Raw genomic sequence first — 22,250 nt, 5'->3', positions numbered from 1 at the left:
GGATCATGTCCGCTCTTCTCCGAAGTAGCCCGATTTCTTCGCTTGGCCAGTTCCGGTGGGGGCGCGTTCACGCCGTGGTACTGCCCTGCCGGATGCCGTCCCCGTGGGGTACGGTCGCGGCCTTGTGAGCAACACCACGAGGAGCTGGGTCATTGCGCGAGTTCACCGTCCCGCCTTTGGCGACCGCGCCCCGGGTCGGCGGGCTGGCGGATGCCGTCTACGACCACGCCGAGGCCGACCCCGGACACATCGCCCTCGGGCGTAAGGACGACGCGGGCAACTGGCAGGACGTCACCTCCGGGCAGTTCCGCGACGAGGTCCTCGCGCTGGCCAAGGGCCTGCTCGCGCAGGGCGTCCGGTTCGGCGACCGCGTCGGGATCATGTCCCGTACGCGCTACGAGTGGACCCTGTTCGACTTCGCGCTGTGGTCGATCGGCGCGCAGTCCGTACCGCTGTATCCGACGTCCTCGGCCGAGCAGGTCTTCTGGATGCTGCACAACGCCGGCGTCTCGGCGTGCCTGGTCGAGCACGAGGACCACGCGATGACCGTCGGCTCGGTCATCGACCGGCTCCCGCACCTGCGCAAGCTGTGGCAGCTGGACGCCGACCCGCTGGCCGAGCTGACCGCGGCCGGCGCGCACATCGAGGACGACGTGGTGCACCGGCACCGGATGGCCGTCACCCCGGACGCCACCGCGACGATCATCTACACCTCGGGCACGACCGGCCGCCCCAAGGGCTGTGTCATCACCCACGCCAACTTCATGGCCGAGGCCGACAACATCGTCATGCGCTACGAGACGGTCTTCACCTCGAAGGGGGGCGAAGAGGCCGCGACCCTGCTGTTCCTGCCGCTGGCGCACGTCTTCGGGCGGATGGTGCAGGTCGCCGCGGTCCGCGGCCGGGTCAAGCTGGGCCACCAGCCCGAGCTGGCGGCCCGGGCCCTCCTGCCCGACCTGCAGGCCTTCCGGCCCACCTTCATCCTCGCGGTGCCGTACATCTTCGAGAAGGTCTTCGCCGCGGCCCGGCGGCAGGCGGAGACGGACGGCAAGGAAGGGCCCTTCGACAAGGCCGTCGACATCGCGGTGCGCTACGCCGAGGCGCAGGAGAACAAGGCGTTCGGCACCGGGTCCGGCCCCAGCGCCGCACTGCGGATGCAGCATCAGCTCTTCGACAAGCTCGTCTACAGCAAGGTCCGTACGGCGATGGGCGGCCGGATGCGGTACGCCATGTCCGGCGGCAGCGCGATGGAGCGCCGCCTGGGGCTGTTCTTCGCCGGCGCCGGAGTGCGGATCTTCGAGGGCTACGGCCTGACGGAGAGCACCGCGGCCGCCACCGCCAACCCGCCCGAGCGGACCCGCTTCGGCTCCGTCGGCACCCCCATCCCCGGCACCACCGTGCACATCGCGGAGGACGGCGAGATCTGGCTGTACGGCGGCCAGGTCTTCCAGGGCTACCACAACGACCCCAAGGCGACCGACGCGGTGCTGCACGACGGCTGGTTCGCCACCGGCGACCTGGGCGCCCTCGACGAGGACGGCTATCTGACCATCACCGGGCGGAAGAAGGAGGTCCTGGTCACCTCCGGCGGCAAGACGGTCTCGCCGGTGGGCCTGGAGGAGCGGGTGCGGGCGCATCCGCTGGTCGCCCAGTGCATCGTCGTCGGCAACGACCGGCCGTTCATCGCCGCGCTGGTGACGCTGGACCCGGAGGCGGTCGCGCACTGGCTGGCCATGCGCGGCAAGCCGGAGATGCCGCCGACGGACCTGGTGCGCGACCCGGACCTGGAGACCGAGATCCGACGCGCCGTCGTCGCCGCCAACACCCTGGTCTCCCAGGCCGAGTCGATCCGTACGTTCCGGATACTGGCCAACCAGTTCAGCGAGGAGCAGGGGCTGCTGACGCCGTCGCTGAAGCTCAAGCGCAAGGCGATCGAGACGGCGTACTCGGTGGAAGTGGACGCGCTGTACGGGTCGTGAGGGGGCGACCGGCCGCCCCGGCTCGTCGGTGCCGTGTGCCGCACCTCCGCCGCACGGCGGAGCCGGATCGTCCGCACGCCCGACGCCGACCGCACCGGCGCTCCGCAGACTCCGTTGCATGCCCTCTCGCCGTCTCACACTCCTGGGCCGGACGGCCGTCCTGGCCTGCGCCCCGTACCTGACCCTCAAGCTGCTGTGGGTGCTGGGCTTCGACGTCGGTGTCGTCGATCCGGATCGCATCGGCCGCGCCGTCTGGGTCGCGGCCAACGCCTTCACCTTCCTCCTCGACGCGATCGCGGCGGTGGTGGCCCACACCCTCACCCGCCCGACCGGCCGGCGGGCCCCGGCGTGGCTGCTGCTCCTGCCGCTGTGGGCGGCCTCCGGGCTGCTGGTCCCGCTGATCACCGGCGTCGTGGGCGGCAGCCTCGCCGGCCTGGTCACCGGCGCCCACAACCCGATGGGCTCCGACGACCTCATCGCCCCCTGGGTCTTCGGCGTGGTCTACGGCGGCTTCCTCGTCGAGGGAGTCACCCTGCTCGGCGCCTTCGCGGTGTACGCGCACCAGCGCTGGGGCGGTCTGCTGCGCGCCCCGCTGGGCGGACTCGCCGACACCGGTACCCGGACCGTGCAGCGGATCCTCCTCGCGCCGGCCGCGGTGCTGCTGGCGGCGCTGGGCTCGGTCCACATCCTGTGGGGCGCGGGCTCGACGCTGGGCGTGGACGCCTCCGAGGCGGCCGCCGGGACCGTGATCAGCTCGGCTTCGGACTGGTCGCAGGGCCTGCTCCTGCTCCTCGCCGCCGCCGGACTGCTGCTGCTCCTGTTTCCCCGCCTGACGCCCGGACTGCGGGTGCTTTGGCCGCTCGCGGCGGCCTGGACGGGCGGTGGCACGGCGTTCGCCTGCGGGGGCTGCATGTGGCTGGTGCGGGCGGTGACCGACGGCCTCCTCCCCGGCGCGCCCGCCGTCTCCGGTGGGCTTGCCGGCCTGGTCGGCGCGCTGGAACTCTGCGCCGGGCTGACGGTGCTGTGCGCCGGCGCCTTCACGCTCGGCGAACTCACCACCGACGTGCGCGGGAATGCACAGCGGCGGATGATCGTTGAACGACCTGGAACACGAACGTATACCTAAGGATCGATCCCCTCGTGAGCAAGGTTCCGTCCATCACGCTCAACAACGGCATCGCGATGCCCCAGCTCGGCTACGGTGTCTGGCAGGTCCCCGACGAAGAGGCGGCCACCGCGGTCGGCCACGCCCTGGCCGCCGGGTACCGCAGCATCGACACCGCCGCGATCTACGGCAACGAAGAGGGCACCGGCAAGGCGCTCACCGCCTCCGGCCTCCCCCGTGACGAACTGTTCGTCACGACCAAGCTGTGGAACTCCGAGCAGGGCTACGACTCCACGCTCCGCGCCTTCGACGCCTCCCTGGCCAAGCTCGGCCTGGAGTACGTGGACCTCTACCTGATCCACTGGCCGCTGCCGGCCAAGGACGCGTACGTCGACACGTACAAGGCCCTCGAGAAGATCTACGCGGACGGCCGCGCCAAGGCCATCGGTGTCTCCAACTTCCAGCCCGCCCACCTGGAGCGGCTGCTGGACGAGACCTCCGTCGTCCCCGCCGTCAACCAGATCGAGCTGCACCCACAGTTCCAGCAGGCCGAGTCCCGCGCCGTCCACGCCCGGCACGGCATCGCGACCGAGGCCTGGTCGCCGCTGGGCCAGGGCAGGGGCCTCCTCGAGGACCCGACGATCGCCCAGCTCGCCGCGAAGCACGGCAAGACCCCCGCCCAGGTGGTGCTGCGCTGGCACCTCCAGATCGGCAACGTCGTCATCCCGAAGTCCGTCACGCCCTCGCGCATCGCCGAGAACATCGACGTCTTCGACTTCACGCTGGACGACGCGGATCTGGCCACCCTCGCCGGTCTGGACACCGGCAACCGCCTCGGCCCGGACCCGGCCACGTTCGACATGGCCTGACGGCCCCGGCCCGACCGCCGCGCTCCCACGGCGCCGTCCGCTCGTACGGGCGGCGCCGTGGCGTACCCGAGTGGCGGGCTCGGCGGACGGCGGGAAGTGTGGAGGGTGAGCGCCACGCGGCCCCGCGGCGCGCCGGCGGGACCGACGAACGTGGCGCCCTGCCCTGCTTCCCTCCCCGCCGCACGGACGCGGCAGGCGCCCCCATCCAGGAGGCCACGATGCCCGAAGTCACCTCCGCCTATCAGCCCGGGACCCCCTGCTGGGTCGATCTCGCGGCCCCGGACCAGCAAGCCGCCATCGACTTCTACGCCAGCGTCTTCGGGTGGACCGGGGAGATCGGGCCGCCCGAGACCGGCGGCTACGCCGTGTGCGAGCTGAACGGCAAGCCGGTGGCCGGCATCATGGCCGCGATGGCCATGGGCGGCCAGCCCCCGCCGCCCACCGTGTGGACCACGTACCTGGCGGCGGCGGACGCGGACGCCACCTCCCAGGCCGTGAGCGACTCCGGCGGCACGATCCTGATGCCGGTGATGGACGTGATGACGCTCGGCCGGATGTGTATCGCCGCCGACCCCACCGGCGCGGTGTTCGGCGTCTGGCAGGCGGTGGACTTCCCCGGCGCGGGCATCGTCAACGAGCACGGCGCGCTGATCTGGAACGAGCTCAACACCACCGACCGTTCCGCCGCCGCTGCCTTCTACCAGGCCTCCTTCGGCATCGAGAGCACCGCCATGGAGATGGAGGGCGCCGAGAACTACTACGCGCTCAAGGTGGGCGACCGCCCGGTGGGCGGTATGCAGCCGATGTCCGAGCAGATGCCGCCCGACACGCCCTCGCACTGGCTGGCGTACTTCTCGGTGGCCGACACCGACGAGACCGTCGGCAAGGTGACCGCGGCCGGCGGGGCGGCACTTCAGGAGCCCTTCGACATGATGGCCGGCCGGATGGCCGTGGTGACCGATCCGCAGGGCGCCACCTTCGCCGTGATCACCCCGAAGCCGATGGGCCAGGGGTGACATCGCCGCGCCCCTGATTCCCTGTCCGACCGTCCTCCTCGGGCCCGGCCGGCGTACTTCCCGGCCGGGCGCCGGGTGGCGGGGCGGTCGGATCGGTCCGGCCTACCGCGCGCAGGCCGTGTGCACGGTCTGCGCGGACAGCAGGAAGACGTCGGGGCGGCGGGTGACGCCGGCCGCGTCGTCGGGGTCGGTGAGCCGGGCGAGGGTGGTGCGGTCGTCCGCGTCGAGGCGGTCGCCGTAGAGGTCGACGGAGCGGGTGAGACGGCTCTGGACGTATGCGCGGGCCTCGGCGGAGAGCGGGGCCGGGAGGTCCAGCAGGAAGCTGCGGGTGCGCGGGGTGCGCAGGCCCGCGTCGGCGAGGAAGGCGGGCCAGTCCTCGATGTCGTCGGCGGCGTCGGGCAGCGCCGTCCGCATCGCGCTGAACCACTCCTCGCCGGCCGCGTCGAGCCGGGACTGCAGCCCCGGGCGGCCGATGCCGATGTCGCGCGGCAGGTAGCGCGGGGCGAGGCCCCCCTCGCAGACGGCGAGCAGTCCGCCGGGCCGCAGATGCCCGGCGAGGGCGGCGACCGCGGCGCGCTGGTCGCCCACGTGGTGCAGGGCCTTGCTCGACCAGATGAGGTCGGCGCCGCCGAGGGCGTCGAGCCCGTCCGGGACCTCGGCGGAATGGGTGTGGATCCGGTCGCCGAGCCCGAGGCGGCCGGCCCGGGCGCGGGCCCGCTCCAGCAGCGCCCCGGCCGCGTCCACCGCGACCACCTCGGCCGCGGGGAAGACCTGGGCCAGCAGGCAGCTGACGACGCCCGGCCCGCTGCCGACGTCAAGCACCCGGCGCACCCCGTCGGGGCCGGTGCCGGCCACCCCGGTGAGCAGCTCCCGCAGCCAGGCCGCGATCTGCTGATGGAGCGGTGTGTGCAGTTCGGCGCCCCGTTCGAGGATCGGGCCGAGCGCCTCCCAGTCGATCTGCGCGCTGTCGTGGCGGGCGTGGCGGTGCCCGGGTCCGGTGCGGTCGTGGTCGCTCATGACATCGAGCCTCCGTTACGGGTGGCTTCGGTGCAATCTCCCCTGACGTCCCGGCAACCCCCGGTTCCGGCGGGCCGGGAGGTGATCGTAGGGTCTTGGCCTGTGGCTACTCCGGGATGGATGCCGCCGACCGATACCGAGCGGCGGCTGTGCGAAGCGACGGCGCGTGGTGATGTGGACGGCCAGGTCGCCGCGGTCGCCGGCGAGGACCTGTATTTGGCGGCGCCGCAGCCGGGGCAGGACCCGCTGCCCGTCTACGACGACCCGGTGACGGGCGGTAGGTGCATTCCCGTCCTGACCCGCGGCATGCTGCCGCCGTGGCAGCCGCAGCAGTTCTTCGACCGGGTCTCGCTGGAGGAGCTGGCGCAGGACTGGCCGAACGACAAGTGGCGGCTGGCGATCAACCCGGGGACGGGGTGCGCGGCGTATCTGGCGGCCGTCCCCCAGGCGCGCGCCGGCTGGCTGCGGCTGCGCGCCCAGGTCGGGGTGCGGCCCGGCGGTCTGCTCGTCACCCACTTCGGGGGCCCGCTGCACGGCCCCGTCGCACAGGGACTGGCGTGCGGCGCGCCGCTCGCGGTGCACCACAGCGTGCCGTGGAACGAGCTGGGTACGGCCTTCCTCGACCACGCCGCGGACGCCCGGACGCTGCACGACCAGTGGTCGGTGACCGACCCCGCCGGCTGGCAGCAGCGTCTGGACCAGCTCCTGGCCGGGCAGTTCGTACCGGCCGACACCGAACAGGCGCTGCGCGCACGGGCGGCGGCGGACCCGGAGGAGGAGAACGAGGGCGCCGCCGACGCGCCGGAGCTCCCCGAACTCGTCGCCCGCTACGAGGAGCGGTTCCGCACGGACGGGCTGCTGCCGGCCGGTGGCCGGGTGGTGTCCCTGCTCGCGCTGGATCTCGTGCACGCCGTCAATCTCGTCCGCTGGGGCCTGGGCGCCCGGCTGTGCGCGCCGCCGCAGGCCGAGCAGGCGGTGCAGCGGGTCGGCGCGCGGGCGAGGGAGGTCTACGGCTCGTGGGCCGAGTTCGCCGCGGGCTATCTGCTGGGCCGGATGCTGGCGTTCGACCACGGCTGGTTCGGCCCGCAGTACGCCGAGGCGGCGCACCTGCACCGCGTCCTCACGCAGGACCCGTCCTCGCCGTGGCAGGTGCTGCCCTTCGCGTGAGCGTGCGGGCGGGCCGCCGGCCCCTCGTCCATACGGGGGATCCGGCCGCGGAGAGCTGACGGGTGGCGGTGCGGACCGGGACCGTGAGGTGTGTCCACCGCCGGACGCGGCGGTGCCCCCGGCGGGCGGTGGCCGCCCGGTCGTCTTCGGACGGTCCTGGCGCGGGGGATGATGCAGGACGTATCGAGGAGAGGACGCAACGACATGGGCGACAGCGGTACGCGCCGGGGGATGAACCGGGCGCTGCTGGATCGTGCGCTCGGCGCGGCCGGGCCGAAGCCGCCGGCCGCCCGGCCGACCTGGGCCCAGTGCCGTACCGCGCTGCGCCGTACGCCGCTGTCCGTCTGGCACGACGATGTGACGGACTGGGCGGCGAGCCTGACGTACTACTCGGTGCTGGCGCTGCTGCCGTCGCTGATCGTCACGGTGTCGCTGATCGGGCTCGCCGACCCGGCGGCCACCGAGCAGCTCATCAACCAGATCAGCGCCATCGCCCCGGCCGAATCGGGCCCGACCGTCCGCCGGGCGCTGGTCGTCATGGCGCACCAGCGCACCGCCGCGTGGGTGGTGGTGGGCGGCGCCCTGGCCAGCGCCCTGTGGTCGTCGTGCAGCTATCTGGCCGTGTTCCGCCGGGCACTGCACGCCATGCACCGGACGAAGGACGACCGGCCGCCGTGGCGCAAGGCACCGCGGATCCTGGTGACGGCGCTGCTGCTGATGGCGCTGCTGATCAGCAGTGCGGTGGCGCTGCTGGTGAGCGGGCCGATCGCGACCGCGCTGGGCCGGGCGCTCGGGTTCGGTGAGGCGGGCGAGGCCACCTGGAACCTGCTGAAGTGGCCGCTGCTGCTGCTGTTGGCCACGGTGCTGGCGATGGTGCTGTTCCGTTCCGGGCCGCCCAGCTCGCGCGGGGTGCGGCGGGCGGCGCCCGGTGGTGTGGTCGCGGTGCTGCTGTGGCTGGTGTCGTCCGCGGGCTTCGCGCTCTACGCCTCGTACGTCGGCACCTTCAACCGGCTCTACGGCTCGCTGGCCGGACCGGTGGTGTTCCTGATCTGGCTGTGGTTCTCCCACCTGTCGCTGCTGTGCGGCGCCCAGTTCAACGTGGAGCTGGCGCGCGCGGGCCGGGTGGTCAGGCCGCGCTCGGGCGACTGACCCGCCGGTCAGCGGGCGCCGTGGGCCGCGGCGATCTCCTCGATCCTCCGGGCGAGGCCGAAGTCGAGGTGGGTGATCCGGCCGCCGGCGCTGTGGGTGTTCACCGCGACGGCGAGCCGGTCGTAGCCCAGGGTCAGCTCGGCGTGGTGGTCCAACTCCTGCTGGATCCGCGCGATATGGACGACCATCACGGCGGCCGGCAGGTGCCCCTGGAAGGAATAGGTCCGGCGCAGCAGGTCGTTCTCGGCGGACCAGCCGGGCAGCTCCGCGAGGCGGTCGTCGATCTCCTGGGCGCTGAGCGGTGCGGGCCGAGCGTTCACGGTGTTCTCCTCGCGCGGTGTGTCGACTGCCTCACGGCTCCAGCCTGCCACGACGCGGACGCTTCCGCCGGGTGCCGGGGATGCCGCGTCCGGCCGTCGGGGTGAGACGCAGACCATATAATCGGCGCTGACGGCCGATCAGTTTCGCTTCACCCCGGCACCTCGGAGATCAGCTTGGCAGCTTCCAGCCTTCCGGAACCTGATCAGGAATGCTTCTTCATCGCCCCCATCGGAGAAGAGGGTTCGGACATCCGCAACCGCTCCGACGGCATTCTTGAATTCATCGTGCAGCGTGCCGCACAGGAGATAGGTCTCACGGCGGTCAGAGGAGATCAGATCGCCGAACCGGGGCAGATCAATCTGCAGGTCCTGGACCACATCCTGCGGGCGAAGGTGGCGGTGGCGGATCTCACGGGGCTCAACCCCAACGTCTTCTACGAGCTGGCGGTGCGGCACACCGCCAAGCTGCCGGTGGCGCTGATCGCGGACAAGGCCTGCGACCTGCCGTTCGACATCGCCCAGATGCGCGTCATCCTCTTCGACCACACCGATCTGCGCAGCGCGGACAACTGCCGGCAGCAGATCGTCACCCATCTGAACCAGGCACTGACCAGCGGCAATTCGGAGAGTCCGATCTCCACCACCCTCGACGTGCAGTCCATGCAAATGGGCAGTCCCGTGGAGCGGAGCGTGGCGGAGATGGTGACCAGCGTCGAGGAGATCGCGCGGGCCCAACGCCATATCGCGGTGGACCTGAACCGTATCGCGCAGGGGCGGAAGGAAGCCGAGCGCGAGGATTTCGCGCTGCGCTACGCCCTCAAGAAGCTGAAGACGCTCCGCGAGAACGTCGCCGATATGAGTCCGGGCGAGATCGAATACGTCCTGGGTCAGGCGGCCGAGGCGATCTGGTCCGCGACGTCCCCACGCATGCAGTTGAACCCGCTCAACGAGCGGACCACCGGGCGCGTGCCCGAGGAGCGGACGTCTCAGCCGGACAACCTCAACTCGCTTGTTCTGGCGGAGCTTCAGCAGGTGGCCTCGGCGCTCGGCATCAGGGGCACGGCACGCATGCGGAAGTCCCAGCTGATCACGTCGATCAGGGAGATGCAGAGCAACAAGAACTGACCGGGCGGGCGGGGTGGAACGGCCGCCGCGCCGCGGAACGACGACGGCGGGGTGGAGCCAGCCCCACCCTTTGGTGGCGGTAACCCCCCGGCCGGTCCGGGGGTGCGCCGGCTGTCGGGCCGCGGGCCGGGGCGGAAGACTCGCCGGTATGACGACGGGGCTTGGGCGGCGGTCATTGGCGGGTGCGGAGCTCGCCGGGGGCTGGGCGGTGTTCTTCACACTGGGCGACAGCTGGTGGCAGCCGGCGGTGGCCGGGCTCGTGGCGCTGGTGTCCGGGCAGGTCGCGCTGGTCATCCGGGAGACGGCGGGTCGGCGGGTGCGCCGGGGCCGGCGGTCGAGCGGGATCGGCGGGCGGCTGTGGGGGAACCTCGGCATGGGGATGTCGTACGGCTGGTGGATGAGCGTGCGGCCCCGGCACCCGGACGGGGCGCCCCGGCTCCGCGGGCGCCCTCAGGCGGGGCTGCCCCTCCCGCTGCTGGCGCTGGAGGGGTTCCGGCTGCGGGTGGCGAGCGTCAGGGCGCTCCGTTCCCCCACGATGCCGGCATGGGGGACGGAGGCGGTGCTGCTGCTGGCGCACATCACGCTCTACCTCTGCGCACTGTTCCTGGTGCTCTCGCCCGGCAAGGCGCTGGTCTTCCTCCTGGTCCATCAGGGCGCCTTCGGCGTCTGTCTGAGCCGCCACAGCGGCTCGGACGGCTGGACGCTCCCTTCAGGAGACCTTCTCGGGGACCGCGTCACGGTGCGGCCGGTGGGCGGGCTGCGCCTCCGAGGCGCCCGCCTGGTCCTGACGGGCCGCCCGGCGGGCCGCCATCAGGGCGTAGACGAGGATGCCGGCGAAGAGGAACAGCACGCCCTGGTAGATCGCGGCGTAGCCGGCCCCGGCGACGAGCCAGAAGGTGAAGCCGAACGCGACGAGGGCGAGGGTCAGGTCCCGGGCGAAGCGGGCGGGGCGGACCTTGTCGCGACGGCCGGTGAGCAGGAAGTAGACCTGCGCGCCGGCGGCGAGGAGGTAGGGCACGGTGGCGGAGAAGGTGGTGATCAGGACGAGGATCTCGAAGACGCCGCCGCTGCCGATGAAGTAGTTGATCACCGTCAGGACACTGGCCAGGACGGCCGCGGCCAGCACGCCGAAGGTCGGTACGCCGCGCCGCTTGGTCAGGAACGGGGCCGGGAAGAGGCCGTCCTTGGCGGCGGCGTACGGCGACTGGGCGCTCATCAGGGTCCAGCCGTTGAGCGCGCCGATGATCGAGACGACGGCCGCGCCGGCGACGAGCGTGCCGCCCCAGTGGCCGCCGAACATCGCGTCCACCGCGTCCGAGAACGGCGCCTTGGAGTTCACCAGCTTGTCGTGCGCGACGGTGCCGAAGACGGCGAGGGTGCCCAGGAGGTACACCACGGCGGCGCCGATGGTGCCGAGGACGGTGGCCCGGCCGACGTTCCGCTCCGGGTCGCGGACCTCGCCGGCGCTCATGGCGGCGGACTCCACACCGACGTACGAGTAGAGGAGGATCGCGGCGGCCGCCGACATCCCGCCGACCGCGCTGCCGCCGCCGGCGTTGAAGGAGCCGAGGTTGTCGGGGTCGAAGAAGAACAGTCCGACCACGGCGATGAAGAGGAGCGGGACGAACTTCAGGACGGTGGAGACCAGCTGCACGGCGCCCACGTAGCGGGTGCCGGCGAAGTTGGCGACGGCGGGGAGCCAGAGCGCGCCCAGGGCGACCGCGAGATCGGTGCCGGCCGAGGCACTGCCGGGGAAGAGGACGTGGACATAGCCGACGGCGGCGACCGCGAGGGCGGCGTTGCTGACCCAGGTCATGGTCCAGTACGACCAGGCGGAGAGGAAGCCGGCGAAGTCGCCGAACGCCTCGCGCGCGTAGACATACGGGCCGCCGGTGTCCGGATGGCGCTCGGCGAGCCGGCCGAAGACCAGGGCGAGCGCGACGGCGCCGATCGTCAGGACGCCGAAGGCGACCAGGCTGACGGTGCCGAACGGGGCCACCGAAGCCGGCAGCAGAAAGATGCCGCCGCCGATGATGTTGCCCATCACCAGGCAGGTGGCTGTCAGCAAGCTCATCCGAAACGGCTGCTTGGCTTGATTGTGCAGGTCAGAGCCGGTCTCGGGGTCCTGAGCGGCAGGGCTGCGGTGCATGGATCGTGCGTCTCTCGTCGTGCCGGTGCCCGAGGTCGCCGGGCCATGGCACATGGTCACTGTCTGGAGGGCACGCTCCAAATCGCCGGTAATACTCCGGCCGCGGGCACCTCGGAGCGAAGGATCTTCGGCCCGACGGGCACCCGGCAGCAAGCCCCACCCGGACCGCGCACCGGGCCGACCGGCGCCGACCACTGCCACCGGCACTACTATCGGCCTTCGTCCTACGGGCGGGCCCCGGAGGGGCGCGGCCCCGAAGACGGGCTTCCAGCGCCGTCCGCCCTCCGGGAGTGCCCGTGTTTCCCCCCACCGTCGTCATCGGCCTGCACGGGACCCTCACGCGGCATCCGTGGTTCGACCGGGTCGTCGAGCAGGACGCCGGAGGCACCGTCGAGGAGGACCTGCTCGGCCGGGCCGTCGATCGGGCCGGCTCCTACGGCTGGCAGACCGTCAGCAGCGCGCTGCACGAGGACGGACGGATCACGGCCCGCCATGAGCCCACGGCGTGGGCCCATGAAGAGGTCGGCGGCGACTGGACCCAGGACGGCGCGGTCCGCCAACTGGCCTGGCTGCAGGCGGGGGTGCTGACCGATCCGCCGCGCCCCGGTCTTCCCGTCCGGCCCGTCGTCCTGGTCCTGTCCGAGACGCTGGCCCGTGTGGGTGCGGTGACGTTCACCGGTCTGCACGCCTTGCTCCCGTTGCAGGCGGTCGGGCGCAACACGGCCTTCCACCAGATCGAGTTGGCGGCGTGGTTCGGCCTGGCGGATCCGGACGCCCGGCACGAGGTGGTGGTCACGGTCGCGCGCCGTACCGGCGTCGCGGGCGGGGTGGGCGCCGACGACGCGGTGGCCGTGTGCGAGGCGGTGCGGCACATGGCACAGGGGACGGTGGAGGTCTTCGTGCCCGTGGCTAAGGACACCGCGGCCGGCGGGGACCTCGCGGGAGTGGACCTCGACCTCGACGGTGCCCTGCACACCGAGGGGATGCGTGAGGTGCTGCGGCTGGGCTGCCGTACGCGGGAGTGGTCGCCGGATGTCGCGGTGTGGCTGCTGGAGATGGTGGCCGAGGGGGTGCGCGGGGTGGGGCGGCCGGCGCCGGTGGTGGTGACCGTCTCGCTGGTGTCCTCGCCGGCGTAACCCCTCCGGGCGGTGGGCGCGGCGCGCGTTCAGTCGTCGCCGCACTCGTCGAGCCCCGCGGTCGCCAGCGCGTGCTCCACGGGGTGGTCGGCGGCTCCGGGCACGGCGAGCGCCGTCCGGAACTGCGCGCGTGCCTCGGCGACGCGGCCCGCCGCACGGTAGGCGCGGCCCAGCCTGGAGCGGATGTCCATCTCCAGCCGGTCGTACTGGGGTTCGGTGAGCGGGGACAGCGTCTGGTGTCGGGAGAGGGCCTGGTGGTGGAGGGCCGTGGCGGCGCTCAGGTTCCCCTCGCCCTGCTCCGCCGTGCCCAGCCGGGTCAGGACGATCGCGTACAGGAGGGCGTCCCCGACCCGCTGCGCCAGCTCGGCCGCGTGGCGGTACAGGGTCTTGGCCTCGCCGTAGTGGCCGAGGTCGAGGTGGACGCCGGCGGCGTTGGCCAGCGCCATCCCGATCACCCGCGGCCGGCCGTTGGTCTCGGCGTGGGCGCGGGCGGCGGCGAAGCAGCCGAGCGCCTCCTCGGAGCGCTGCCGGCTGTGGTGGACGGCGCCGAGGAGGGAGAGTCCCATGGCGGCGACCCAGTCGTCGTCGAGCCGCCGGGCCAGCTCCACCGCCTCGGTCAGCGGGGGGATCGCCTCGTCGGCCCGGCCCAGGTTCAGGTCGGCGGCCCCCAACCCGCCCAGGGCCACGGCCTCTTCGCGCCGGTCCGCGCGGCGGCGGCTGAGGTCCAGCGCCTCGGCGAACCAGACCCGCCCCTGGGGAATGCGCCCCTGGTAGATGTCGGCGATGCCCAGGCAGTTGCGCAGTGCGGGGGCCATCCGCCGGTCGGTGGCCCGGTCCGCGTGCGCGAGCGCGCTCTCCAAGGCCGTCCGGCCCTCGTGGTAGCGGCCCCGGCGGGTGAAGTAGTCGCTCAGGGCCTCGGCGATCCAGCACGCGTAGTCGGCTTCACCGCGCGCCGCGGCGTGCCCGACGACATCGGCGAGCTCCGCGCCGGCCGCGTCCAGCCAGCCCTCGGCCTCCTTCCAGTCCGCGAACGGCGCACCGCCGGGTCGCGGCCCGGTGGGGAAACCGCCGGGGCCCCAGTCGCTGGTGGTCCGGGCCGCGTCCAGGTAGAGCCGGAGGGCGGCGGTGCGCGCCGCGCGGGCTTCGGCGGGTGCGGCCTCCGCGAGCCGCCGTGCGTGCACCCGGACCAGGTCGTGCAGGCGGTAGCGGCCCGGGCGGGGTTGCTGCACCAGGCTCGCGTCGACCAGGCTTTCCAGGATCCGCTCGGCGTCCCGGGGGGACCGGTCCAGCATGGCCGCCGAGGTCAGCGCGTCGAACTCGACCGTCGGCGACAGACCGAGGGTGCGGAAGGCGAGCCGCTGCTCCGGCGTGAGCTGGTCGTACGACAGGCGGAAGGCCGCCTCCACGCTGCGGTCCCCGGCAGTGAGCTCGCCGAGACGGTGCTCGTCGCCCGCCATCCGCTCCACCAGGTACGCCAGCGTCCAGGCCGGACGGGTCTGCAGCCGCGCCCCGGCGATGCGCAGTGCCAGCGGCAACCCGTCGCACAGCCGGACCAGTTCGCGGGTCGCCGCCGGCTCCCGGTCCGCGCGCTCCTCCCCCACGATGTGCCTGAGCAGGGACAGCCCCTCGCCGGTCTCCAGGGGTTCCAGGGTGACCCGTCGGTCGGCGTCCAGCCCGGCCAGCCGCCGCCGGCCGGCCACCAGCACCGTGCTGCCCGGTCCGGCGGGCAGCAGCGGCCGTATCTGCCGCGCGCCGGGAACGTCGTCCAGCACGAGCAGCAGCCGCAGCGGACTGGTCGCGGCCCGCCACGCCGCGGTGAGCTCGTCGGGGTCGTCGGGCACCTCGCTGTCGGCGGCGCCGAGCGAGCGCAGCAACCTGCGCAGCACGCGCTGCGGGGAGACTCTGTGCCGTCCGGCGCTGTGCGCCCGCAGGTCCACGAACAGGCAGCCGTCCGGGTGGTGGGCACGCAGCACACCGGCCGCGTGGACGACGAGCGCGGTCTTGCCGACCCCGGCGGCCCCGTCCACCGCCACGACCGACACGGATGCGGACGGCGAGGGCGCGGTCAGCAGCGCCAGCTCGCGCTCCCGGCCGATGAGGCGGCCGGTGCCGCCCGGCAGTTCGTTGACCGCGCGGCGCGGCCGGCGCGGCACGGCGGCCGGGCGTGCCGCCGGGCCGAGGAGCCGTGCGTCGTCCCGGCGCAGCACCGCCTGGTGCACCCGGCTGAGTTCCTCGCCGGGATCGACCCCGAGTTCGTCGCGCAGCCGCGTGCGCATGTCCTGATAGGCGCTCAGCGCCGCGGCCTGGTGTCCGCTGCCGTACAGGGCGCGCATCCGCAGCGCGGTCAGCGACTCGTCGTACGGATCGGACGCGGACAGGGCGGCGAGGCCGTCCAGGGCGTCGGCGGAGCGGCCGAGCAGGACCAAACATTCGAGGTTGTCCCGCCGCAGGGCGCGCCGGCGCTGCGACAGCCGCCGCCGCTCGTCCTGCGCGAACGGCCCCGGCAGCCCGGCCAGCGGCTCGTCCCGGAACAGACCGAGCGCCTGGGAGGACCGGGCCATCGCGGTGGCCGGGTCGTCCGACGCCCGCGCGCGCTGCACCTCGCCCAGCCGTTCGGCCAGTTCGGCCACGTCGAGCCGTACCCCGTCGCCGACGAAGCGGTACCCGCCCCGGCCGCCGCGGATCACCGACCCGGCCGGTCCGGCGCCCGCCGCGTCCAGCGTCTTGCGCAGCGGATAGACGTAGCTGGGCAGTACCCGGTGACCGGTCTTCGGCGGCTGGGCGCCCCACACGTCGACGAGCAGCTGCTCATGGCTGACCAGCGTGCCCGGCCGCAGCACCAGCGCGGCCAGCACCGCCTGCCGCCGGATCGGACCCAGGTCAAGTGGCGTACCGTCACGCCAGGCACGCACCGGGCCGAGCACCTCGATCCGAAGCCGCTGGGGGGATCCCCCGTCCACAGCCAACCCCTCCGCCCCCCGTGCCGCCGTCGGCATCACCGCGATTTCATCGGCATTTCAGCGTCTCCCGCAAGGGTTGGCAAGTCACCACCGAGAACCGCGGGGAAGCGGGGGGATGGGCGCGGGCGGGAAGGGACCGGGCGTGGCGCGGTGCCTTCCCGCCCGCGACACGCCGGGCGTCGCGCCGTCCCTCCGCGGAGATCACCGCGGCGGCCGACGGCACGCCATGCGTATGTGTCACATCCCGACCTGGAGGTCATCTTGAGCGAGCACCGCCCCACCCGCAGAAGCGTCTTGAGGGCCGTCGGCGGGGTCTCCGCTGCGATGGCCCTCGGCGGCGCGAGCGTCCTCGCAGCGGCCTCGCCGGCCGGTGCGGCCGACGACGGGCTGCGCGTCGTGGACCGCAGGGAGGACGACCCCCGCATGTGGTACTACCGCTTCGCGACCGACGCGATCGGCTGGGAGCCCGCCGTCAACGTCCTGCTCCCCGACGACTACCACTCCGGCGGACGCACCTACCCCGTCCTCTACCTGTTCCACGGCGGCGGTACCGACCAGGACTTCATGACCTGGGACCGCGCGGGCATCCGCGACCTGACCGCCGGCAAGCCGATCATCGTGGTGATGCCCGACGGCGGTCACGCGGGCTGGTACTCCAACCCGGTCAGCTCCCACACCGGCCCCCGCAACTGGGAGACCTTCCACATCGCCCAGCTGCTGCCGTGGGTCGAGGCGAACTTCCGGACGTACGCCGAGTACGACGGCCGCGCCGTCGCCGGGTTCTCGATGGGCGGCTTCGGCGCGCTTAAGTACGCGGCCAAGTACTACGGCCACTTCGCCTCGGTGAGCGCCCACTCCGGCCCGCCCAGCCTGCGTCGCGACCTCGGTGCCGTCGCGCACTGGGCCAATGTGTCCTCCGCGGCCCTGGACCTGGCCGGCGGCACGATCTACGGCGAGCCGTGGGACGAGGCCAGGGTCAGCGCCGACAACCCGATCGAGCACATCGAGCGCTACCGCGACAAGCGGGTCTTCCTGGTCGCCGGTACCAGTCCCAATCCGGTCGACCCGTTCGACCTGCTCAACGAGACCGAGGTGCTCGCCGGCCAGCGGGAGTTCCGGGCCGAGCTCGACAAGGCCGGCATCCCGCACGAGTCGCACGAGCAGCCCGGCGGGCACTTCATCCGCCCCGAGATGTTCACCCGCGACCTCGACGGCATCCTCGACCGGCTCCGCAAGGCATAGGCCGCGCGCGGGCGGTCACCCCTGGTCCGGTGGTGGCACACCGTCGGGGGCGGCCGCCCGGTGCCGGGCCGCGTCCCGGGCGGGGCCGACGGACCGTTGCGGGCCGTCGGCCTCGCGCAGCCAGCGCCGCAGCACCCGGTGCACCTCCTCGGCGCCGGTCGGCGTCCGGCCCTCCGGGGCCGGCGGGGTCAGTTCGGCGGGCCAGAGGAGGAAGGGCCGGCTCTGGGCGCCGCCCAGCCCGCCGTGTGAGCCGATCTGCTCCTCGAAGGCGTGGACCGCGCCGGTCGCCGGGTCGTAGGCGGAGTTGACCATGAGGTCGGCGGCGTGCGGGAAGCGGGCGGTGCGGCGTACGGCCTCGGCCGCGCCGGCGCCGAAGGGGGCCAGCGGGTCGCTGCCGGTGATACGGCCGGTGTCGAGGTGGTGCTCGGCGCCGGCCGGGCCGAGCACCACGGGGCCGTGCGCGGCCGAGCGGATCAGCAGGAAGCCGATGCCGGGGTGGTTGGCGAGGGTGCCGAGCAGGGCGGGGTGCCGCCGGTCCAGCTCCTCGCGGGTGATCCGGCCGGGCACGTCCGGGAAGGACACCAGCCCCAGGTTTCCGGAGGCCAGTACGACGGGCTGGGTGGTGGCGCGGTGGCCCTGCGCCCCCTCGGGGCGGTGGAGGGCGGCGCGGGCGGCTTCCCTGGCCTCGGCCCCGCTCGGGGTGCGTCCGGCGCGGCGCGGCACCGGCAGGCCGCACCCGGCGCGTACCAGGTCGCCCAGGCTCAGCCCGTAGCGCTCCAGGAAGGTCGGGCCGTGGCTCTGTCCGTGGTCGGAGAGCAGCACGATGCGGTACGGGCGCGGGGCGTGCCGGGCGGCCTTGGCGATCAGCGCGACGGCCCGGTCGAGGCTGCGCAGCACCTGGTGGGTGTCGCGGTGCGCGGGCCCGGAGTGGTGGGCCACTTCGTCGTAGCCGACGAGGTCGGCGTAGACGGCGCGCCGGCCGGCGATCAGGTCGCCGATGACGGCGGCGACCACCACGTCGCGCTCGACGACGGTGGCGAAGGCCCGGATGACGGGGTAGAGGCCGCCGCGCTTGACCCGTGGCCGCTCGCGCCGCAGGCGGCTGCGCAGCGACTGGACGATCTCGCGGACGACCTCGGCGCCGAAGGAGACGGCCGTGCGGGTGGCGTTGGCGGGGTCGGAGAAGTAGGCGAAGTATCCGGCCCGGGAGCGGTTGTGCCGACCGCGCCGGGCGGCCACCGACATCACCAGCGCGACCTGGCCGGCGCCACCGCTGAAGAGGTTGCCGCGGCTGGCACCGTCGTGGGCGAGCAGTCCGCCGTCGCCGGTGCGCTCGACGGCGCGGCGCTGCAGTTCGGCGGCGCTGCTGGGCCGGTTGCTGACGACGAGGGTGCCGGTGTCCTTCTCGTACCAGCGGAAGGCGGGCAGGTCCTCGTTGCTGCCGTGCAGGATGGCGAGCTGGCTGGCGCCGGTCTGGCTGGACCAGTCGGTGCGCCAGGGGGTGAGGCGGTGGGTGTCGCCGATCCAGCGGGCGACGGTCGCCATCAGCGGCCGCTCGCCCCGGGTGGCCTCCCGCAGCAGCTCGTGGCCCAGGCCGTCGAGCTGGAGGAAGAGCGTGCCGGGGGTGTCCGGGCGGGGTGCGGCGCCGCCGCGGCGGCGGCCGGCGAGCCGTACCAGCCGGCGGTGGTAGGCGTCGTCGTTGCGTACGGCGAGGAAGGCGGAGGTCGCCGAGGAGGCCGCGGACATCGCCGCCGCGACGATCACCGCGGTCTGCGGGGCGGCCTGGCCCTGCCCCTCGGGGATCAGATCGAGCGCGAGCAACAGCAGTGAGCCGTTGAGGACGAAGACCAGCAGACCGAGGACGAGCGCCGGCACCAGCAGCAGCGCGCGTACGAGGATCGGCCACACCAGTGCGCTGAGCAGGCCGAACGCTCCGGCGCCCAGGGCGGCGGCGAGGGCGGTACGGGTGAGGCTGTCCCCACCGGCGGACTGCAGCCGGAAGTCGGGCAGCAGCGCGGCGAGCACGAGCAGGGTGAGGCTGGAGACGACCCAGACCGCGAGCACCCGGAACAGGGCGCCGCTGAGGGACTTCCACCGCGGCATCCGCAACGCCGTCCCTCCTCCCGCCCCGGCCCGCACCGGCTGCGCGGACCCGCCGCCCAGCGTGTCACAAAGCGTCTGACACCCGAGTTATGCCCGGTGTACGGCGTACGCCCGTCGTTCCCGGCCGGATGGTGGAAGATCGAGGGATGGAGGTCACCTGGTGGGGGCACGCCACCACGACGGTCGAGGACTCCGGGGTGCGGGTGCTGACCGACCCGCTCTTCGTGCGCCGGCTGGCTCATCTGCGGCGCCGCCGGGGCGCGCTGCCGCCGCCGGAGGCCGCGCGGGCCGATCTCGTCCTGGTCTCGCATCTGCACGCCGACCACCTCCACCCGGCGTCGCTGGCCCGGCTCGCGCCGGGGACCTCGCTGGTGGTGCCGCGCGGGGCGATGGCGGCGGTGCCGGGGCTGCGCAGGGTGGCCGCGGCCCGCAGGCTGCGGGTCGTCGAGCTGCGGGCGGGCGAGGAGTGCCGGGCCGGTGCGGTGACGGTACGGGCGGTGCGGGCGGCGCATGACGGACGGCGGCTGCCCTGCGGGCCGCGCCGGGTGCCGGCGCTGGGCTATGTCGTGCACGGCCAGGCGCGCACGTATTTCGCGGGCGACACCGGCCTGTTCGAGGAACTGGCGGAGGAGGTCGGCCCGTGCGATGTGGCGCTGCTGCCGGTGGGCGGCTGGGGGCCGTTCCTCGGACCGGGCCATCTGGACGCGCGGCGGGCGGCGCAGGCGGCGGCCCGGCTGGCGCCGAGCTGCGCGGTCCCGGTGCACTACGGCACGTACTGGCCGATCGGGCTGGACGCCGTGCGGCCGCATGAATTCCATGCGCCGGGCCTGGAGTTCGAGCGCCACATGCAACTGATGGCGCCGCAGGTGACGGTCCATCGGCTGGGGCACGGGGAGTCGGTGCGCCCGGAGGCGGTGCGATGAGCGCGCCGGCGGCGCTGACGGGGCTGGTCGCGCTGACACCGGCCGGTGGGCTGCTGCGGAGCGTGCCGCCGGAGTCGACGCAGCAGGCGGTGGGCTACCCCTCGTTGTTCCTGCTGGTGATGCTGGGGGCGCTGGTGCCGGTGGTGCCGACCGGGGCGGTGGTCAGCTCGGCGGCGGTGGTCGCCTTCCACCACGCCTCGCCGTTCTCCCTGCTGATGGTCTTCGCGGTGGCGTCGTGCGCCGCGTTCCTCGGCGATGTGCTGCTGTACTGCCTCGGGTCGCGCGGCAGTCACTCGCGGGGCGGCTCGCGCTGGCTGTCGCGGCTGCGCGCCCGCGCCGCGCCGGAACGGCTGGAGGTGGCCCGGCGCAAACTGCGCGAGCACGGGGTCCTGGTGCTGGTGCTGTCCCGGCTGGTGCCGGCCGGACGGATCCCGGTCATGCTGGCGTGTCTGCTCGCGGCGATGCCGCTGCGGCGGTTCGTCCGGGGTGCCGCTCCGGCGTGTCTGGCCTGGGCGGCGACGTACCAGCTCATCGGGCTGCTGAGCGGTTCACTGTTCAGCAAGCCGTGGGCGGGTGTGGCCATGGCGATCGTGGTGACGATGGCCATCGCCGCCGTGCCGGCCGTCTGGCGGCGCGTCAGACCGGCCGGGGACGGGGACGGAAACGGGGGCGGGGACGGCTAGCCGGAACCCGGCCCGTACCTTCCGTCAGCGCTCGGCCAGCACCCGTGACGCGCCGACCGGCAGATCCCACAGTTCCTCGCGGGGCCGGCCGGTGGCGGCCCAGGCGGCGCGCACCCGGTGCAGCGGCTCCAGGGGCGGCTCGCCGGAGAGCAGGAAGGTCGACCAGTGCATCGGGACCAGGGACCGGGCGCCGAGGTCCTGGCAGGCGCGTACCGCCTCTTCGGGGTCGGTGTGCACCGGGCGCAGCATCCAGCGCGGGTCGTAGGCGCCGATGGGCAGCAGCGCCAGGTCGATGCCGGGGTAGCGGCGGCCGATCTCCTCGAACCAGTGGCCGTAGCCGGTGTCCCCCGCGAAGTGGATCCGCCGCCCGTCGGGGGCGGTGAGCAGCCAGCCGCCCCACAGGGAGCGGCAGGTGTCGGTCAGGGTCCGCTTGCTCCAGTGGTGGGCGGGGACGAAGTCGAGGCGTACGGGGCCGCCGGGGGCGGGCAGTTCGACCGCCTCCCACCAGTCCAGGTCGGTGACGTGGGTGAAGCCCCGCCGGCGGGCCCAGCGGGCGAGTCCGGCGGGGAGCAGCAGCGGGGTGTGGCGCGGCAGCCGCTTGAGGGTCGGCGCGTCGAGGTGGTCGTAGTGGTTGTGGCTGATCAGGACGGCGTCGACCGGTGGCAGGTCCTCCCAGCGGACGCCCACGGGGGTGACCCGGGCGGGGGTGCCGAGGATCTTGCGGGACCAGACCGGGTCGGTCAGCACCGTCAGACCGGCGATCCGGATGACCCAACTGGCGTGCCCGGCCCAGGTGAGGGCGATGGTGGTGGCGGTGGCGGCCGGCATCGGGCCTGGTTCGAAGGGGAGTTGCTGGATCTCCAGGAGCGTCTCGGGGGGCGGGCGCAGCTTGCCCTCCCGGGCGATCCTGGCCAGTGCCCGCACTCCGGGCAGGGGTGCGGTCAGCCGGTCGGTGAAGTCCCGTGGCCAGCTGCGTGGTGCGTTCAGCGGGCGGGGTTCGGCCAGCGGGGGCGGGGTGGCGTGCGGCAGGGCCGGCGCGGCGACGGCGGCGGGACCCTCGTCGGCGGTGGCGGGACCCGCGGCGGCCGGGCTCCGGCTGCGGTCCGCTCCCCCGCCCGCCGCGCCCTCGCCCTGATCCGTACCGGTTCCTGCGCCGGCATCGCCGCCCCGGTCGGCGCTGCCGGGCTGGGCGTGCGGGAGTCGCTCGGTGCCGGAGGACTGCTCGGCGAGGGAGCGCTCGGTCTGCTCGGTCATCGAGGGGCCCTTTCGGTGGACGGAACGATGGTGGGTGCGGGGCGGTTCGGGGG

General features: G+C 73.7%; 17 protein-coding genes. 11 read left to right on the top strand and 6 right to left on the bottom strand.

The annotated features are described in order from the left end of the window. Positions 1 to 152: 152 nt before the first annotated feature. From AC0680_RS00830 to AC0680_RS00815, 4 genes are all read left to right on the top strand, one after another. Complete coding sequence (locus AC0680_RS00830) at positions 153 to 1,979, top strand: AMP-dependent synthetase/ligase (RefSeq protein ID WP_478623669.1); 1,827 nt, start codon at positions 153 to 155, stop codon at positions 1,977 to 1,979. A gap of 118 nt (positions 1,980 to 2,097) precedes the next feature. Next, positions 2,098 to 3,105: a hypothetical protein gene (locus tag AC0680_RS00825; protein WP_478623667.1), complete on the top strand. Its 1,008-nt coding sequence runs from the start codon at positions 2,098 to 2,100 to the stop codon at positions 3,103 to 3,105. 14 nt (positions 3,106 to 3,119) lie between these two features. Beyond that, a complete protein-coding gene (locus tag AC0680_RS00820) occupies positions 3,120 to 3,953 on the top strand; it encodes an aldo/keto reductase (RefSeq protein ID WP_478623664.1) in 834 nt (277 codons plus the stop codon). A gap of 218 nt (positions 3,954 to 4,171) precedes the next feature. Next, complete coding sequence (locus tag AC0680_RS00815) at positions 4,172 to 4,969, top strand: VOC family protein (protein ID WP_478623661.1); 798 nt, start codon at positions 4,172 to 4,174, stop codon at positions 4,967 to 4,969. A 102-nt stretch (positions 4,970 to 5,071) separates the two neighbouring features. Here the strand turns inward: AC0680_RS00815 and AC0680_RS00810 are convergent, their stop codons facing one another. Beyond that, positions 5,072 to 5,986, bottom strand: coding sequence for a class I SAM-dependent methyltransferase (locus AC0680_RS00810; protein WP_478623658.1), 915 nt, complete (start codon positions 5,984 to 5,986; stop codon positions 5,072 to 5,074). A 120-nt stretch (positions 5,987 to 6,106) separates the two neighbouring features. Here AC0680_RS00810 and AC0680_RS00805 point away from each other — a divergent pair, with 120 nt between their 5' ends. Continuing rightward, the gene (locus AC0680_RS00805) at positions 6,107 to 7,153 is read left to right on the top strand and encodes a DUF1266 domain-containing protein (RefSeq protein WP_478623656.1); all 1,047 of its coding nucleotides are present in this window, start codon (positions 6,107 to 6,109) and stop codon (positions 7,151 to 7,153) included. A 204-nt stretch (positions 7,154 to 7,357) separates the two neighbouring features. Then, positions 7,358 to 8,302 carry a YihY/virulence factor BrkB family protein gene (locus tag AC0680_RS00800; protein ID WP_478623654.1) on the top strand — a complete coding sequence of 315 codons (945 nt, stop codon included), beginning with the start codon at positions 7,358 to 7,360 and terminating at the stop codon, positions 8,300 to 8,302. 8 nt (positions 8,303 to 8,310) lie between these two features. Here the strand turns inward: AC0680_RS00800 and AC0680_RS00795 are convergent, their stop codons facing one another. Then, complete coding sequence (locus tag AC0680_RS00795; RefSeq protein ID WP_478623651.1) at positions 8,311 to 8,622, bottom strand: 4a-hydroxytetrahydrobiopterin dehydratase; 312 nt, start codon at positions 8,620 to 8,622, stop codon at positions 8,311 to 8,313. A 174-nt stretch (positions 8,623 to 8,796) separates the two neighbouring features. Between AC0680_RS00795 and AC0680_RS00790 the strand changes: the two genes are divergently transcribed. Beyond that, a complete protein-coding gene (locus tag AC0680_RS00790) occupies positions 8,797 to 9,747 on the top strand; it encodes a Rho termination factor N-terminal domain-containing protein (RefSeq protein WP_478623649.1) in 951 nt (316 codons plus the stop codon). A 709-nt stretch (positions 9,748 to 10,456) separates the two neighbouring features. Here the strand turns inward: AC0680_RS00790 and AC0680_RS00785 are convergent. Beyond that, positions 10,457 to 11,821 (bottom strand): amino acid permease, encoded by a 1,365-nt coding sequence (locus tag AC0680_RS00785; RefSeq protein ID WP_478623646.1) that lies wholly within the window; start codon positions 11,819 to 11,821, stop codon positions 10,457 to 10,459. A gap of 371 nt (positions 11,822 to 12,192) precedes the next feature. On the opposite strand from AC0680_RS00785, the gene AC0680_RS00780 reads away from it, so the two are divergent. Next, positions 12,193 to 13,032, top strand: a complete 840-nt coding sequence (locus AC0680_RS00780; protein ID WP_478623643.1) for a hypothetical protein — start codon at positions 12,193 to 12,195, stop codon at positions 13,030 to 13,032. A gap of 29 nt (positions 13,033 to 13,061) precedes the next feature. Here AC0680_RS00780 and AC0680_RS00775 read toward each other — a convergent pair whose 3' ends face one another. Continuing rightward, a complete protein-coding gene (locus tag AC0680_RS00775; RefSeq protein WP_478623640.1) occupies positions 13,062 to 15,944 on the bottom strand; it encodes an AfsR/SARP family transcriptional regulator in 2,883 nt (960 codons plus the stop codon). A 309-nt stretch (positions 15,945 to 16,253) separates the two neighbouring features. Between AC0680_RS00775 and AC0680_RS00770 the strand changes: the two genes are divergently transcribed. Beyond that, the gene (locus AC0680_RS00770; RefSeq protein WP_478623638.1) at positions 16,254 to 17,234 is read left to right on the top strand and encodes an alpha/beta hydrolase; all 981 of its coding nucleotides are present in this window, start codon (positions 16,254 to 16,256) and stop codon (positions 17,232 to 17,234) included. Positions 17,235 to 17,249: 15 nt separating this feature from the next. Here the strand turns inward: AC0680_RS00770 and AC0680_RS00765 are convergent, their stop codons facing one another. Continuing rightward, complete coding sequence (locus AC0680_RS00765; RefSeq protein WP_478623636.1) at positions 17,250 to 19,337, bottom strand: phage holin family protein; 2,088 nt, start codon at positions 19,335 to 19,337, stop codon at positions 17,250 to 17,252. Between the two features lie 146 nt (positions 19,338 to 19,483). Here AC0680_RS00765 and AC0680_RS00760 point away from each other — a divergent pair, with 146 nt between their 5' ends. After that, complete coding sequence (locus AC0680_RS00760) at positions 19,484 to 20,260, top strand: MBL fold metallo-hydrolase (protein ID WP_478623634.1); 777 nt, start codon at positions 19,484 to 19,486, stop codon at positions 20,258 to 20,260. Continuing rightward, positions 20,257 to 20,943: a DedA family protein gene (locus AC0680_RS00755; RefSeq protein ID WP_478623632.1), complete on the top strand. Its 687-nt coding sequence runs from the start codon at positions 20,257 to 20,259 to the stop codon at positions 20,941 to 20,943. The genes AC0680_RS00760 and AC0680_RS00755 overlap by 4 nt, the downstream gene beginning before the upstream one ends. A 24-nt stretch (positions 20,944 to 20,967) precedes the next feature. On the opposite strand, the gene AC0680_RS00750 is transcribed toward AC0680_RS00755, so the two are convergent. Next, positions 20,968 to 22,197 (bottom strand): MBL fold metallo-hydrolase, encoded by a 1,230-nt coding sequence (locus tag AC0680_RS00750; protein ID WP_478623630.1) that lies wholly within the window; start codon positions 22,195 to 22,197, stop codon positions 20,968 to 20,970. Positions 22,198 to 22,250: the final 53 nt, after the last annotated feature.

Source organism: Streptomyces sp. NPDC043738 (genome assembly GCF_056436545.1).
The sequence above is the reverse complement of the archived record's forward strand: the minus strand, read 5'-3'. Positions and strand labels throughout refer to the sequence as shown.